Origin of the sequence: Desulfogranum marinum (assembly GCF_016918565.1) — a bacterium.
Taxonomy (GTDB): Bacteria; Desulfobacterota; Desulfobulbia; order Desulfobulbales; family Desulfobulbaceae; genus Desulfogranum; species Desulfogranum marinum.
Genome location: NZ_JAFFQD010000030.1, coordinates 1 through 15249 on the forward strand (window position 1 = coordinate 1; position 15249 = coordinate 15249).

The 15249-nt window shown below is 43.9% G+C and carries 15 protein-coding genes and 1 riboswitch; of the genes, 7 read left to right on the forward strand and 8 right to left on the reverse strand.

Annotation, left to right across the window (positions count from 1 at the left end; all coding sequences use genetic code 11):
• Positions 1-366: 366 nt before the first annotated feature.
• Complete coding sequence (locus tag JWH17_RS24665) at positions 367-558, forward strand: FmdB family zinc ribbon protein (protein ID WP_205223652.1); 192 nt, start codon at positions 367-369, stop codon at positions 556-558.
• 128 nt (positions 559-686) lie between these two features.
• Here the strand turns inward: JWH17_RS24665 and JWH17_RS15695 are convergent, their stop codons facing one another.
• The 7 genes from JWH17_RS15695 to JWH17_RS15725 form a co-directional block, all read right to left on the reverse strand.
• Positions 687-2117, reverse strand: a complete 1431-nt coding sequence (locus JWH17_RS15695) for a preprotein translocase subunit SecY (protein WP_205223583.1) — start codon at positions 2115-2117, stop codon at positions 687-689.
• 331 nt (positions 2118-2448) lie between these two features.
• Positions 2449-3588: a PQQ-dependent sugar dehydrogenase gene (locus JWH17_RS15700; protein ID WP_205223584.1), complete on the reverse strand. Its 1140-nt coding sequence runs from the start codon at positions 3586-3588 to the stop codon at positions 2449-2451.
• A gap of 243 nt (positions 3589-3831) precedes the next feature.
• A complete protein-coding gene (locus JWH17_RS15705; RefSeq protein WP_205223585.1) occupies positions 3832-4521 on the reverse strand; it encodes an NAD(P)H-binding protein in 690 nt (229 codons plus the stop codon).
• Positions 4522-4637: 116 nt separating this feature from the next.
• Positions 4638-5174, reverse strand: coding sequence for a hypothetical protein (locus tag JWH17_RS15710; protein WP_205223586.1), 537 nt, complete (start codon positions 5172-5174; stop codon positions 4638-4640).
• On the reverse strand, positions 5174-6436 hold the full coding sequence (locus JWH17_RS15715; protein WP_205223587.1) for an NRAMP family divalent metal transporter: 1263 nt from the start codon (positions 6434-6436) through the stop codon (positions 5174-5176). The genes JWH17_RS15710 and JWH17_RS15715 overlap by 1 nt, the downstream gene beginning before the upstream one ends.
• A gap of 95 nt (positions 6437-6531) precedes the next feature.
• Positions 6532-6633, reverse strand: a riboswitch (TPP riboswitch).
• 255 nt (positions 6634-6888) lie between these two features.
• Entirely contained in the window at positions 6889-7287 is a 399-nt protein-coding gene (locus JWH17_RS15720; RefSeq protein ID WP_205223588.1) for a YkgJ family cysteine cluster protein, read from the reverse strand.
• Entirely contained in the window at positions 7284-7430 is a 147-nt protein-coding gene (locus JWH17_RS15725; protein ID WP_205223589.1) for a hypothetical protein, read from the reverse strand. The genes JWH17_RS15720 and JWH17_RS15725 overlap by 4 nt, the downstream gene beginning before the upstream one ends.
• A gap of 346 nt (positions 7431-7776) precedes the next feature.
• Here JWH17_RS15725 and JWH17_RS15730 point away from each other — a divergent pair, with 346 nt between their 5' ends.
• The 6 genes from JWH17_RS15730 (at position 7777) to JWH17_RS15755 (ending at position 14535) form a co-directional block, all read left to right on the forward strand.
• Complete coding sequence (locus tag JWH17_RS15730) at positions 7777-8181, forward strand: hypothetical protein (protein WP_205223590.1); 405 nt, start codon at positions 7777-7779, stop codon at positions 8179-8181.
• Between the two features lie 517 nt (positions 8182-8698).
• Positions 8699-9196 (forward strand): hypothetical protein, encoded by a 498-nt coding sequence (locus tag JWH17_RS15735; protein ID WP_205223591.1) that lies wholly within the window; start codon positions 8699-8701, stop codon positions 9194-9196.
• A 178-nt stretch (positions 9197-9374) separates the two neighbouring features.
• Positions 9375-10490: a cytochrome c3 family protein gene (locus JWH17_RS15740; protein WP_205223592.1), complete on the forward strand. Its 1116-nt coding sequence runs from the start codon at positions 9375-9377 to the stop codon at positions 10488-10490.
• 43 nt (positions 10491-10533) lie between these two features.
• On the forward strand, positions 10534-11157 hold the full coding sequence (locus JWH17_RS15745; RefSeq protein WP_205223593.1) for a cytochrome b/b6 domain-containing protein: 624 nt from the start codon (positions 10534-10536) through the stop codon (positions 11155-11157).
• Between the two features lie 894 nt (positions 11158-12051).
• On the forward strand, positions 12052-13626 hold the full coding sequence (locus JWH17_RS15750; protein WP_205223594.1) for a sigma-54 interaction domain-containing protein: 1575 nt from the start codon (positions 12052-12054) through the stop codon (positions 13624-13626).
• Between the two features lie 342 nt (positions 13627-13968).
• The gene (locus tag JWH17_RS15755) at positions 13969-14535 is read left to right on the forward strand and encodes a flavodoxin family protein (protein WP_205223595.1); all 567 of its coding nucleotides are present in this window, start codon (positions 13969-13971) and stop codon (positions 14533-14535) included.
• 265 nt (positions 14536-14800) lie between these two features.
• Here the strand turns inward: JWH17_RS15755 and ndk are convergent, their stop codons facing one another.
• Positions 14801-15217 carry a nucleoside-diphosphate kinase gene (ndk, locus tag JWH17_RS15760; protein WP_205223596.1) on the reverse strand — a complete coding sequence of 139 codons (417 nt, stop codon included), beginning with the start codon at positions 15215-15217 and terminating at the stop codon, positions 14801-14803.
• Positions 15218-15249: the final 32 nt, after the last annotated feature.

Genomic DNA, 15249 nt, shown 5'->3' on the forward strand with positions numbered 1-15249 from the left:
GCGCCAAGTATAACTCAAAATTTGATTCGTTCTTTGATCAGTATGAGAAAAGTGCGCAGGAAAAAAGGGTCTCACGAGAGAAGAGGATTCGGCGTGTTAAATGATTCCATAAACGTCGGATGCACCCATCTTCATTGTTTGAGCAGTAACTCCAGGGCTAATAGCCACAAACAATACGACAACAATACTCAGTAAAATTGTTTGTATTGATTGCATGTTCATTATGTTTCTCCTTGTTACCGGCGTCTGTCGTAGCATACCTGGGATGAAAAGCTGCCCTATTGATCAACAGCACGAAGGACTTCGTTTTAATATCAAAGTATATTTTGGATGATTATTTTATCTACGAATGAGGGAGTTTTACCCATGCCTATTTTGGAATATACGTGTAAACAATGTGGTAAAGAGTTTGAGAGAGTTGTTTTGTCAGGTAAAGAAAAGGGGATCACTTGTCCTGCATGCAAAAGCAAGGATGTAAAGAAAAATATGAGCGCATCCTCTTTTATGGGCGCCAGTATCGGCACCTGTGCAACGTCTTTCCCCAAAGGCCCTTCATGAGCGCAATGAATGAACCTTCAGTTTGAAGGTTAAAAAAAGTAAAACGGGGTCTGACCCCATTTTACTCCTAACGTTGAATTCAGCGGCCGGCGCTTTTTCGGGTCCGCTGGAATGGTTTGTTGGACATTTTATCGTTTCTTTAAACCTAACCCACCATAATAACGAGAAATAATTTCTATTACTCGTTCTGCCTCATATGCCGGAATCATGAGATTTATAGGTATATATGGGCCAAAGAAATATAGCAAATGTCTATGATAATACCCTTGTAAGTAAAACTTGATATTTTCATCGATAAGGTGATTTTTGATCATAGTGGCATGATGTAGATCTTGAAACTCTGCAATTTTGTATGCTTTATCGTGGATATTTTCATTCCAAAGTCTAAATCGTGATACAAAATCTAAACTAATAACCGCTACTATAATTAAAGATGTGCCACCAAGGTAAAATGGGATATTAAAACCAGTAATTGTGATGGTTGGCAAGATGAGTACTGCGCAAAGAAATATTGTCCAAGGCAAGTTCATGAATAGGAATTTCTTTTTTATAGAATCAATTGAAAAGTTCTGATTCCCTTCTGAATTCCACCCCCATTGTTTTAGAGTCTCGAATCTTTTATTTGGGCTTAAAAACGACCAGCCAAACAAGTAGCTTAATAATATGACTAAAATGCAAGAAAAAAAGTAATAAGAAAAAGACCCTGGGTATAATGAGTTTGCAAATGATTCAAAACCACCCATGAAAGAAAATAGAGTCGCAGGCAGCATTAGTAAGGAGGTTGCATAACCGATTATCTCTTTGCCTGACAGGCAAGAGCTTAGTTTGAAGAAGTTTGAAACAGACTCATCTGAGCTGTGTTTCAGTGGTATTGAAAATGTTGTTTTTACCAAGACGATTGGTATGAAGACAAAAAGAAATATGACTACAAGGGCAAAAACGACGACGTAAAAAAAGTTTTGCTGAAATTCACTTGTGTGGTCAAAGAATTTTAAAAAATTGTCAAACAAATTAAAACATGCGCCCGAAAAAATTAATAAAGAAATTCCATTACCAATTCCAAATTTTGTGATAATTTCTGCTAAAAATAGGAGAACAAATACTGCAGTTACTAATGTTGCTAAAAGTGCAAAAAATTGCATATTATTGGAGAGGTTTAAAATTTTCACTCCAGAAGGAGATAGCATGCCTTTTAAACCATGAATGATAAAGTATCCCTGAACTACACTTAATATTAGAGTTAGCCCCATTGCATATTTTTTCAGCACTTTTCTTCCATAATATTCACCCGTACGATGTTTTTTCAGAAATGGAATAAAAAGTGAGAGTAATTCAACCAAAATATAGGCAGAAACAAATGGCATGATACCCAATGCTGTAATTGAAATATGGCTAAAGAAATCATTGCCCAGAAATGAGCCGCCTATTGTTTCTGAAAATGAGTAGAGTCCCCCTAAATCAACAAATGGCATAGGTATCATTAGCATCAATCGATAAGCTGCTAGCAAGGTTATTGATATCAGCAATTCTTTTATAATTTGGTTTTTCGAGGCGGTCATTGATTGGGGTAAGTTTATTGATGCCGTTTATCTATTTTTGGAGTGTCCAACAGTGCAATACATGGAAAAGATCCATAATAATATTGCCTTATAGCTGGACATGTTTTTCATAATATTGAATATCATGGAGTCCGAAGAGGAAAACTATATCCATTTATTACTCCATCCACCCAGCTTTCCACGATAACTAATATTGAAATGCGCAACATGAAAAAAGGATCCTCAAAATTAAATAATTGAACACCTTTACTTTTTACTTTTATTGGGGTAAACGGTGTGATTACTTTCCCTGAACATCCTGTCCACACCATGCACATTTGTTACCCCATGGTTACTCCTGCGGGGTAAGCCGAAGCAAACGACCACCTTTTTTATCCTCCAGCACCCATATGGCACCTTTGGGTCCTTGCTCAACCTCCCGTATCCGTTTGCCCATGGAAAAACGTTCGACCTCTTCGGCCTGGTCGCCTTCAATCTTGATTCGTACGAGAGATTCTGACCTGAGTCCGCCGAGAAAGGCATTCCCCTGCCAGGCTGGAAAGAGCGAACCATTGTAAATAATCAGTCCTGAGGGAGCAACGGTGGGCACCCAGTAGACCTCTGGTGCATTGAATTCCGGACGCGTGTCATGGTCAGGGATGGGAATACCTGAGTATTGATCGCCCCAGGAAACAATTGGCCAACCGTAATTATCCCCAGCAACAGTAAGGTTAAATTCATCACCGTGCCTTGGGCCCATTTCGTGTGTCCACAGTCGCCCCTGCCCATCAAAAGCAATACCAAGCAGATTGCGATGCCCCAGGGACCAGAAGGTTTTCGCGAGTTCGCCCTTGTCCTGAAACGGGTTATCTGCGGGCACTGAGCCGTCTGCGTTGAGCCTGATAACTTTGCCCAAGTCTTGGGTCCAGCTTTGGGCCGGCTTCTGTTTTTGCCGTTCACCGGAAGTGATGAATAATTTTCCATCTGGGCTGAATGCCAACCGATGTGAGTAATGCCCACTCCCTGATACTTTCGGTGTCTGCCGCCAGATGACTTCCACGTTTTCCAGTTTTGGCTTGGCAGAAGCAGGACGGAATGTGGCCCGGGCAACGACAGCACCCCTTTTTCCATATGCATCCTCCTCAGCATACGAAAAGTATACCCAGTGGTTCTCCTCGTACTGAGGATGGAGGATTATATCACCCAGACCACCCTGCCCCCCGTAAGCTACTTCAGGTACACCTTCTACGGTTATTGTTGAGCGATCATCCAGGTTGACGAGGAGTAAAGTGCCGGGTTTCTCCGTTACCAGGAGGTTTCCATCAGGTAGAAAGGTCATAGCCCAGGGTTCATTGAATGCGCCAAAACTTTGCGCAAAAAGGGTTGACCCGGCATTGCCGTTGATTGTGTTGTCGGCAGACGCTGCGTAGATTGGGCAGGAAAGGAGGAGCAACAAGAGAGAGAGGTAAGATACTGATCGTAAAGATTGCATAATTGTCTCCACTTGAAAATGACAATGGACACCTGGAGGAACCAGGTTGTCATGTAAGTTCAACAGATTAGACGATACATCTGTCGCTATTTCAAGTCAAACAAAATACAGGCTACAGGGGAAATGAACAATTCCAGGTCGGGTGGTGGCTTCTGGTTACAGAAGCAGAGAAGAAGGTGGACGCTCATTATCTTGTGGCGAGGAAAAGGTACCCATAGGGTTGGGGCTTACTTGCCGAAACCACTATTTTTGATCCTTTTGCCTTTTCATTCCTTTTGGTCGGCAAATCATATCCGATTCGTACACATGGACGCCGGACGATGGTTCTTGATGAGCCACCATTACCATAAAGCGAGCAACTGCTTCTGCCTGGACTGGTTGATATTTCCCCAGCGGCCCCCGCAAAAGCAGTTGCAGCACGGGAGTTAACAGTGTTCCTACTTTCTCTCCCAGGCGGAATTCTTTTCTGGATCCCAGCAGCAACGATGGTCGAATAATACGTAAGCACGGATACCCCACATGCTTGAGCGCCGTTTCCATCTCCCCCTTCACCCGGCTATAGAATACCTTTGCGTTTTTATCGGCACCCATCGAAGAGATTACCAGAAATTGGATTGCACCTTTTTTTCTCATCAGCTCAGCTATTGTAAGCACCAGAGTAAAGTCTACCTCTCTAAAGGCTTGTTGAGATCCGGCTTTTTTAATCGTGGTTCCCAAACAGCAAAAGACATCATGCACCTCTATCCCTGCCAGCGCAGGCTCCAGGTTATCAAATCGTGCATATACTGTTTTGAGCTTAAGATGGGTCGTGGGCTGAGGACTTCTTACAAGAGCAATGACCCCTGCATACGCTGGGTCCTTGAGGAGTGCCTGGAGGCAGTACCCGCCGATAAGTCCGGTTGCCCCCACGATGAGTGCTTTTTTGGTTGCCATGAATTGCCTCTGTTTTGAAAATAAATGCGTTCAACACTGTTCATAGCCATAGAAAACGCTCAACCACCTCCCAAACTACTTGCTCCTCCAAAACGACATTACGAGTAATACTCCTTTTACATACGGATAACTTCATCACTGACGCCCATTAAGGCTTCGGTCAACGTTCTTTCCCGCTTGGTCAGCTCTGAATCTGCAAACGTAATCCCATAGTAGGCGTTAATAATTCGAGTTGAACTTTTTGCCAACGTTTCAAGAAACAGGTCATAATTACCGGCTTGGAGATAAAGGGTTGCATCGTTAACAAACAAAATATCCCGCTTCTGCCCAGCAAACTCCGCAAACAATCCTTCTATTTTACGAGCGTTCTCAGCCGCCAGCTCAAGGGTATGCTCCGCATCCCTGCCCATAAGGCGGGGCGCAATAATCTGGGTGGTCAGGTACATAACAGGCGTTCCTGGACCAAGGGGCAGCTTTCCGCCGATCCCTTGAACAGGATCTGGAGACAAATCCAGCACTACTATCTGCTCACCGTATCCAGCATGGAGGAACTGCTCCAGGACCGTAGTGGTCTTGGTGGTCTTGCCGGAGTTAACATCACCGGCAATCAGGGTCTGCCTGTTAAGATAGTGTTGAATATCGACATCCTGCATTACATAATCCCAAATTGAGTAAGAAGAAACCTGACGGCAAGAAAGGAGGTCACCAACAAAGTGAGGCCACCCATAAAATTGAGTAAAGCCGAATTCTTGACGGTGCAGCCTGATCGGTTGAGCAGGTAGAGAATAATCGCGATGACCAACGGGGTGCCAGTAAGGCCCAGGGCAAGCATCAATGGGAGCAGGAGGAAAAAGCTGCCCTTGACAAAGGGACCGAGCATACTCACCAAACATCCGGCAAAAACCGCTCCTGCAAAACGCTTATCCTTAACATTCTGTGCCCATCCCATTTTCCCGGAAATGAAATATGCTCCAGCCATAAAGGTGGGAGAAAGGGTGGACAGCGTTGCAGCCCAGAGGCCGATCATGAAAATTTTCATGGCACTGTCCCCTAAAAGAGGCTGTAGAGCCAATGCTGCGTCTGTTGCCCTTTTCACTCCAATTCCATTGGGATGAAGTACGGCTGCAGCTACCAGAAAAATAGCGACACTGTAGAGACCAAAAGCCATCCCCATTGAGGTTACGGTGTCGAATCTTGCCAGGGGCAGGTCTTTAGGTTTCCAATCTCTGGCATTGGTATTGTAGGTATGCATCCCGATAATGGTGATGTGAACCGCACCGCCCATGATAGCCGCCATCATCAGGGCCGCATCAATGCCGCCCGGCAGATTAGGAAGAATTCCCCCCAAGATTCCTGCGGCCGAGAGATCTGCCATAAAAAGGGTCGCCACAAAACATGCCACAACAAAGATAACCAGGATTTTGCAAACTGTTTCAAATTTCCGATATCCTTTGCGCACCAGAAAAAGAGTGATCAGTATGCCGTATACAACTCCCCAGTATGGGGTTTCCAGGCCGGTCACCAGTGAGGTTACGCCTGCAAGGGCGTTCATGAGGAACATGGCGGCCAGCCAGGTGGCCAGGAGTGCGTCAATGGTGAGTATCCATGCCCAGCTTTTGCCTAAGTATTTTTCCGTTGCCTCAATTATGCCCATTCCTTCCAGGATACCGACCCTGGCAGCCAGATACTGTGCGGTGGTGCCGAATACAGCACTCAAGATTACCACCCACAGCATCTTGTAGCCGTATGTTGCTCCGGCAATGGCTACGCTGGCCAGGGTTGCCGGCCCGCAGGCCACGGCACCGATGATCCATGCCGGACCCAACTGACTGATATAATGACTGTATCTTTGTATGACAGAAACGCTTTGCTCCCCACCTTTGGGGGAACGGGTTAGAGCTTCTCCGCTTTTCATGCACAATCTCCTTTTGCATCGGCAACGATTAAAAACAACGAGACTGTCGGGGAAAGGCGGGAAGGCTTTGCAGGAGGCTGGAAAAATTCCGGCGGGGAAAGCGATCTCCGAATTCCCTGCGACAGTATGAACTGTATCAGGTTCGATGGGTATGATCTCAGCCCTGCCACTAGTGCAGAACACCCCAATCGGAATGAGCAAGTACTAATGAGTAATGATAAAAAAAGCAATTTATTTTATTTCCTGATTACGCAAGCTACTCTGCCGATTATTGGCCTAAGCAGCCAGCGGACTGATTGCATGTATTTTTCCACCGGCAGCCTGATCAAAGGCTGCGCTATCTCCTTGGCATACAATCTATGAAAAAAAGGCAACATATCCTTGGATCAGTTGCCTGACGCTGTCCTGAGCAATCCAAAGTATCTCCCGGAGCCAATGAAGCTTTCAGCAGATTAAGAACCGCTCTTAAAACGGTCTGCTATATACTGTTCTATGCGGGGCTGGATAGTTTCCAGCAAATCTTCACGTTCCAGATATGGACAGGGGCGCTCATACGGAAACTCACGGCACTGTCTGGGGCGGGCAGTGTGAATCATACAGCGGGCATGAAACTTGTTATTGTTGAGGAAAATACAAGAGCCGTCTTCCCTGACCTTGAAGGTATTTTTTCCTTCCATATACCGTAGCCTAACCGTCCCATCAGTAATGTGAAAATGGCGGGCTATCCGATTGATATCAATGGCATCCAGATAGAGCGTTGACCCTTGCAAACGGTAGCAGCAGTAGCCGGGACAATAATTACAGTAGGTTTTATTTCCGGCAAGACAATAGAGAACTGTGGATTTTTTCATGGACAGGCCAGGGTAGAGGTGAACGCATAGAGCCTGAGGCGACACTCTTTCCAGGCATATATATCCATGATACATACTGCTGAACCTGCTACCCCACAAGCTATTTTGCATTCCCCCACCAGCCACTCTACATAGTGTGCCATTTTTCCTTTTCAGCAACAGGACTTACCGGCTGAGATCTGAAAAAAACAGGTTGTTTTTCACTCAAGATGCATCCTGACCAGTGCACGCATTTCCTTCTTTTCACCCTTTCATTGCAGTTCTGCAATCATTTATTGCAATACTCCAAACAACCATGCAACGCATAACCTACTGAATATTATACATAAAGCTACAAAAAACTCATTGGCACAGTACGTGCAGTGAATAAAACAACTAAAGAAAATTTTTCATGAACTTATTCATGAAGACAATTTAAGGGTAATCATCCGGAATTTAAAACATCCCAGGTGATTATACTGACTAATTACAAAAGATTGGAGACGCGTCATGAGTCAATGGTTAATTTTTCTTGCAATCATCCCCCTGTCAAGCATACAACTTACAAAGCACTTCCAAGTTAAGCACAGATGGTTGATTAATGGTATCGCTTTTGGACTAGTCGTTGCTCCGGTAAGTCTCGGTTTATTACAAATGACGTATATTCCTTTGATCGGAAAGTTGCTGGGATTAATAGGACTTATAGCCAATTTAACACATGGATCAATAGGCTTTTTATGCTTGCTCGGCAGCGGAGTACTTGAACTTAATTCAGTTATCAGTGCGCCTCAACTAGTTATAATCAATATTGTAAATGCAGTTCTGTTTGCCCATTGCTATGGATTGATCGGATATTCTATTGATAAAAAGCTAGAAACAGAAACAGGAGCAAGCGGCCATATGATGCCGGTTTAATACAGTAAAAAATACAATCTGTTACACAACGAACAATAAACACTTTCTTTTTCACCTTACTTTTTCCCAGGCAGTTTTGCTGATTGCATCTGCAACAGTAAAACTGCCTTTTTCCGCACCATCATCCTGATTTTTCCTACACATTATTCTGTGCCGTCCCGGATTCAAGATTACGTCAATGCTATAAACAACTACACACCCCCTTTGTGTTGAACATACAGTCAGCAACTATCAACCTGCTACCTTGCTGCCACCATACCCTGACAACTTTATGAAGAGGCTGTGCATTTTACCTCTGCGCATCTTGAATAACAGCTTTCTCTCCTAATCTCGATATGCTCAAAATTATATCCTCGGAGCTGAGCTACTACTCCACTATTTCAGCTTACCTACACGACTTGCAACGATTGCATTTTTGCAAGCATTTCTTAAAAAAAGGATTGCATCGTTGCAACATCTTTCAGCAACGCCCACTCCATCTCACTGATTTTACGCACAACAGAAGGTGGCACATGAAATGCAAACTGTATGTATCGACACGTTGTATTGTGCCTTACAGATGACAATTACAATGGCCGATAAATGGCAATTAAAATGGCCGATTGTATTTGCTGCATATCGGCCAAGAAACATCTTTTGTGAATGGAGGTTTCGCGTGTCTGGCAAGCCCATCAATATAGAACAAATAAAACTGTATAAGGAAGCACGCGACAACGGCAAAACCCAAAAAACGGCTGCTGCCATCGCCGGTATATCGGAAAGGTCTGGTCGCAGGATTGAAAAAGGGGAATTCCAACCCATTAATAATAAAAAGAGAAACTGGAGAACCCACCCCGATTCTTTTGCTGAGGTATGGGGCGAGGAGGTTGTACCGCTTTTAAAGGAAAATCCGAGGTTGACCGCAAATACTTTATTTAAACATTTGCAGAAAGAACATCCAGGTAGATTTTCCGACAACAAGCTGCGTACCTTTCAACGCAGGGTAAGCCAGTGGAAAGATCAGTACAAACTCTAGCAAGGACGCCTTTTGCTTCACAAAAGTAATGACAGTTATACAACGAGTGAAATGCCGGGCAAGATAGTTGTCAGCGACCGGACAAGATAAATAACAGCATATAAAAAATGTTAAACCACTTCACTTTACTCACCAGGCTCCAAACAACAGATGGGAGTCTACCAGGAGAAACCATGCCATGAAAAAAGTAACCCGCTGTATGTTGCACCTGGGATGTTCCCTTATGCTTGCATCCTGGCTTTACCCAACGCCACTCAGGGCGACTGAAAATTCAGAATGCTTTGAGTGTCATTCCGATGAAACGCTTACCAAGGAAAGTACTGACAACATCCTGCAAACCGCGATTACAGAATCCATGTATGTGGATGAAGAAAAATTTGAACATTCGATCCACAACATAAACGGCATAACCTGTGTTGACTGCCACACTGACATAGAGGAACTCAACTGGGATGAAGATATACCCCATAAGGCGGAGCTACAGCCTGTATCCTGTACCGAGTGCCACGAAGAGTCCGGAACAGAGTTCCAAAACAGTGTGCACATGAAAATCCGTAAAAAAGGTGTAACCATGAGTTGTTATGCCTGCCATGATTACCATTATGTGAAGCCGATGGAAGGGGTACAGGTAGCAGAAAGAGCAAACACTAAATGCCTGAAATGCCACAACCCCAATCTTTCCCACGACTGGTTACCGGCGGGCGATTCACACTTTGCCTTTGTTGAATGTGTTGTGTGCCACGCCCCTGATGTACCGAAATACATCAATCTTCGTTTTTATGATCTTGTTACCAATAAATTTTATGACGGTGACCAAATCTTAAAGGCCCTTGGTCTTACCAGTGAAAACTTTATGGCCACCATTGACAAAAATGGCAACAAAATCATCGATAGCGATGAACTTGAGGACTTGCTTTTCATGCTCAAGCAACAGAACATACACACCCTCTTGCGGGCTGAACTAGTTGCCGACATACATCCAATAGCACACCAGATAAACAGAGGTGCTGCACAAAATGACTGTGAAAAATGTCATTCAGGCGACTCGCCTTACTTCAACGAAGTATCAATTCTCCTGCCACATAATGACGGCACAGTTGAAAGGTATACAATCGATCGTTCGGTGCTGGAGAGCTACCATGTAAGCCACTTCTACCTTCTGGGTGGAACCAAAATTAAAATGTTGGACAAAATAGGCATTCTTATTCTTGGTGGCGGCATTCTGGGGGCATTTGGTCATCTTTTTTTAAGAATTGTAACGGTCAGGCTCCGCAACAGAAGAAAAGAACAGTGACAGTCATTTTCTATTCTCTTTCAATTTACAAGGAGGTTCCTCAGTGAATCATCAAAAACTCATATACATTCACCCTGTTCCTGTCCGGATATGGCACTGGATAAATGCGGCATCATTTATTGTCCTGATAATTACCGGAATCCAGATCAGGTACGCGGAAACATTAGAATTCATGACGCTGAGTAGCGCTATCTCAATCCATAATTATGTTGGATTTGCGGCTATCGCCAACTATTTTATTTGGTTTGCCTATTACCTCGGGACAGGGAAAATAAAAATTTATATTCCTGATCTTAGAAACGTGGTCGCCATGGCAATCAAACAGGCTCAGTATTATGGTTACGGATTCTTTGTCGGTAAACCCAATCCGCACGTAATGACCCCTGAAAATAAATTTAATGCCCTTCAGCAGCAAGCATACCTCGTCATCATGATGGTACTTCTCCCCGCGCAAATGATATCCGGACTATTTCTGTGGAAGGTAAAGGGGTACGAGGAATATGTCATGTTACTGGGTGGAATAAAAATTATCGACACTATCCATGTCCTTATATTTTTCTTTTTCACCTCATTTATATTTATCCATTGTTATCTTGCGACGTTAGGACACACACCACTTGCTCATTTCAAGGCCATGTTTACCGGCTACGAGGAGCACCACGATTAAACTGGATTGCTTATTAGTTCAGATGGCGTCAGATTCAAAACTGTTGTTGGCAATGATGCATAGTTGGTGACTATTGTAGCCGGCATAATACTGACGGAGATGGCGCTGTCTGCACAGAGCTTTAATGAGTCTTTTATTAAAACCTAAATCCTGCAATTGCCAAGTTTGCCGAAGGTGCGAGGCTGCGTACACGCAGACGTATTGTAGTACTTCAAGTGTGCGCAAACAAGACAGATTCGGTAAAATCGGCAATCCCGAAGGGTGGCAAGATTTAGGTAAAATTTAAAGTATGGATAACCCTCGACTCCGAGAACAACGATGATTTTTTTCAGCAGACGTATGCTGAATAGCTGAGCCTATGCTTGTCTCCGAGGATAAAATCGTGGATAGAACAAGAAATCGGACAAATGAGCAATTTTCCAAAAAGGTTGGATGGAAATTCGTCTCTATACTGCTGATGACTGTTACGGTTAAAGATGCAAAAAATGTAGCCCGACGAGTTTTTTTGTCTTCGGACAAGATGAAAATTGTGCAAACAATTAATTTTAATCGCGACTTTACACATCTATAAAACGACAGGCAATAAAGAACTAAGCAATCGATATTGCTTGTAAAGATAACAATCGACCTTATATTCTATCATAGCTGTTACTTCACATGTATTGACGACAGCTGGTACTACCGGGTATCTTGTATGGAGACTATCTCTATCTATCAAGCTCGGCTGCCCCCATTAGTCGTTGCAGACAATACAGAAAGAGGAACAGTATGGTTCTAACCAAAAAAAATGGGACCACTGCTTGCACGCTTATCTCATCATTAAACAACCAGATGAAATACCAGTGCTAAGCATAGAAACAACGCGGTTACAGGTTCCGCACCAAGGTATTTCTCATGCAGAAAAGTAAATACCCAGCAGCCAGGCAACCCAAAAAGCACGCTCCTGATAAAGCTGACTCAATCGAAAAGCAAAAAATCAAGAACGAGACAGAAGAAAAATTGCCTGCTGACAATGTTGCTTCTGCCCAGTCCGGGTCCGATCTAACATCAGCGTGTCCGGGCTCTTGTCTCAGTCATTTGCCTGAAAACAATAACACCTTTAGCACCTGCATCCTCGAGTCCATTGCAGACGGTGCATTTACTGTTAATCATGATTTTGAAATAACTTCCTTTAACCGGGCTGCTGAAATGATAACCGGTTTTAAGCGGGAGGAGGCCATCGGCACCAAGTGCTTCAACCTGTTTGGAGCCAACATCTCCAAACCAGACTGTCCACTCAAAAAATCCATTGAGACCGGCAAGGAAATGGTTAACCAAAAATCGATTATCAAAGACATTCATGGCGATGATTTAAAAATAGCCATTAACACCTCTGTGCTGAAAGATGGCGACCAGGTTGTTATTGGAGGCGTGGAAACATTCCGTAATGTCTCCAGCCTTGGCAATGTACGAAAAAACATTCCGCAAAAATACAATTTCCAAAACATTATTAGTAAAAACAGCAGAATACAAAAAATATTTTCAACTTTGCCAACAATAGCCAAAAGTACCAGTACGGTACTCATCGAAGGTGAAAGCGGGTCAGGCAAAGAACTTTTTGCCCGCGCTATCCATACCCTCAGCTCAAGAAAGGGCCCTTTTGTAGCTATTAACTGCGCAGCGCTGCCCGACACCTTGTTGGAATCTGAATTATTCGGCTATAAAAAAGGGGCCTTTACAGGTGCTACAAAAGATAAGCTGGGCCGTTTTGCAATGGCAGAAAACGGCACCCTTTTTCTAGATGAAATCGGTGATATATCCCCTGCCCTGCAGGCAAAACTTTTGCGTGTGCTCCAGGAAAAAGAATATGAACCACTAGGCGGCACCACCACCCTCAAAGCAAACGTACGAACCATTGCAGCGACCAATAAAAAGCTGAAAGAACAGGTCACTAAAGGTATTTTTCGCAGTGACCTCTATTTTCGTCTCAATGTTATCAATATAGCACTCCCTCCATTCTGTAAGCGGCGAGAAGATTTACCCTTGCTTGTGCAGCATTTTATAGACAAATTCAGAGAGTCTCAAAAAAAGAATATTCAGGCCGCCACTCCGGCTGTGCTGAAAATTCTTATGCAGTATGACTTTCCAGGCAATATCAGAGAGCTTGAAAATATTATTGAACACTGTTTTGTCATGTGTCAGGATTCAATTATTGATGTGGGCTGCCTGCCTGAAGAAATTGTTGAGTCCACCTTACACACCAGCAAAGCTGATGAGAGTGAGGCAAACCCTCTTTCAAACGCAGAAGCCAGCGCCATATGGGCAGCACTTCACAAATTCAACGGACACAGGGGAAAAACAGCTGCCCATTTGAACATAGACAAAACAACACTCTGGCGAAAAATGAAGAAATATTCGATCCAGTTTGCAGCCAAAAAGAAAAAGCGGGCGAATGGAAACGCTAACCAAGAAAATGAGCTGAGGATATAAGCTAAGCAACAACGGACAATTTATTTCTTCCCTGTTCCATTGCATTGCGATAAAACGTTTAGCAAACACAAATTGACTGGACAAATCCACACTATCCTGTACAAACACACCCGTAGCAACAAACCTTAATGCAAAGCCCTTTCATGCATTGGGCCTGTTCTTCTTTTTCCGTATCTGTTCGGGAGCACCCCAACCCTTCACGATCTACCCGTTCAGCATACCGATGCGTGGAAGTTGAGGCATATCTGCTAAATCGGTCAGTTTGTGAACATTTGGAGCACTGCTGAACAGTTACATGTTTTCTCAACATACAGACGACAAAGACTATACAAGGAAGATATTTTGAAAATTCTTACACTTCAGGGTGGAGCCAGGCAAAAAGGCAACACAGCCACCATACTCGATTGGGTTGTTTCCGAAGTAACCTCCATGGGACACGAAATCACCTCTATTCCCTTGCATGACAAAACTATAAAAGGCTGCCTTGCCTGCGGCCAGTGCAAAAAAGAAGCAGATAAAATTAACTGCATCCAGAAAGACGACACATGGCCTATCCTTGACGAGATGGTCGCTGCAGACCTGGTAATCTTCACATCTCCGCTTTATTTTTGGGGGTTGGCCGGTCCTCTCAAATCATTTATCGACAGAACATACAGCCTCTACACTGGGTATCATCAACCCGGACATTCTTCGCTGGTTGAAGGACAACGACAGGCGCTGCTTATGACCGGGGGCGGACCGTACGAAAACAATGCAGAACCGGTATTTGCAGCATTCCGAAAATTGCAGGCTCCGCATAAGGCGATCAATGCCGGAGAACTATACATTGGCTCTTGTACAACCCCTGAAAATCTTGACAGCGAAGCGAAAAAGAAGGCCATAGCCTTTGCTCATACAATTGTAAGCTAAATTTTAGGTAACATCTCTTTTTCGCTCTACGCTCTTCCCTTTCCAGAAAAGGTGGCCAACCTGGTGCTAATAATTTAGGCTCTATTGCCAAAGGAATAGACATAAAATCAACCAGCAAAACGTGCGAGAGAGGGCTTGCCCTGCAGGGCAATATCCACCCACATTTCTCTTTTATCCCTGATAGATGAAGCAACTGAAGCTGTCTAAAAAAAAAAGGCGGTCACCTTTCAGGTGACCGCCTTTTTTAGTGCTGAGCCTACAGGAACTACATCAGCATTTCAAGACCTGAAAAAAAGTAACCAATCTCAAATGCAGCGGTTTCCGGTGCATCGGAACCATGAGTTGCATTTGCCTCCAGAGAATCACCAAATTCTTTGCGAAGGGTACCCTCTTCAGCATCGGCAGGGTTTGTAGCACCCATCAGATCGCGCCATTTTTTAATCGCACCTTCTGCTTCAAGCACCATCACAATACATGGTCCGCTTGACATAAAATCTGTCAGTTCACCAAAAAAAGGTCTTTCGCTGTGGACATGATAAAACCCTTCGGCCTCCAGCTTGCTGAGATAGAGCTTTTTCAGACCGACAATGGCAAACCCTTCAGCATAAATGCGATCAATTATTTTACCGGCATTACCGGCGGCAAAAGCATTTGGTTTAATAATGGCAAATGTTCTTTCCATGGTAAAAATCCCTCGTAGTTCCTTTTAAAAGT

Excerpts from the sequence above, each read along its gene's own strand:
- JWH17_RS24665 (WP_205223652.1), top strand. The coding sequence starts at position 367 with ATGCCTATTTTGGAATATACGTGTAAACAATGTGGTAAAGAGTTTGAG.
- JWH17_RS15695 (WP_205223583.1), bottom strand. The coding sequence starts at position 2,117 with ATGACCGCCTCGAAAAACCAAATTATAAAAGAATTGCTGATATCAATA.
- JWH17_RS15700 (WP_205223584.1), bottom strand. The coding sequence starts at position 3,588 with ATGCAATCTTTACGATCAGTATCTTACCTCTCTCTCTTGTTGCTCCTC.
- JWH17_RS15705 (WP_205223585.1), bottom strand. The coding sequence starts at position 4,521 with ATGGCAACCAAAAAAGCACTCATCGTGGGGGCAACCGGACTTATCGGC.
- JWH17_RS15710 (WP_205223586.1), bottom strand. The coding sequence starts at position 5,174 with ATGCAGGATGTCGATATTCAACACTATCTTAACAGGCAGACCCTGATT.
- JWH17_RS15715 (WP_205223587.1), bottom strand. The coding sequence starts at position 6,436 with ATGAAAAGCGGAGAAGCTCTAACCCGTTCCCCCAAAGGTGGGGAGCAA.
- JWH17_RS15720 (WP_205223588.1), bottom strand. The coding sequence starts at position 7,287 with ATGAAAAAATCCACAGTTCTCTATTGTCTTGCCGGAAATAAAACCTAC.
- JWH17_RS15725 (WP_205223589.1), bottom strand. The coding sequence starts at position 7,430 with ATGGCACACTATGTAGAGTGGCTGGTGGGGGAATGCAAAATAGCTTGT.
- JWH17_RS15730 (WP_205223590.1), top strand. The coding sequence starts at position 7,777 with ATGAGTCAATGGTTAATTTTTCTTGCAATCATCCCCCTGTCAAGCATA.
- JWH17_RS15735 (WP_205223591.1), top strand. The coding sequence starts at position 8,699 with ATGCAAACTGTATGTATCGACACGTTGTATTGTGCCTTACAGATGACA.
- JWH17_RS15740 (WP_205223592.1), top strand. The coding sequence starts at position 9,375 with ATGAAAAAAGTAACCCGCTGTATGTTGCACCTGGGATGTTCCCTTATG.
- JWH17_RS15750 (WP_205223594.1), top strand. The coding sequence starts at position 12,052 with ATGCAGAAAAGTAAATACCCAGCAGCCAGGCAACCCAAAAAGCACGCT.
- ndk (WP_205223596.1), bottom strand. The coding sequence starts at position 15,217 with ATGGAAAGAACATTTGCCATTATTAAACCAAATGCTTTTGCCGCCGGT.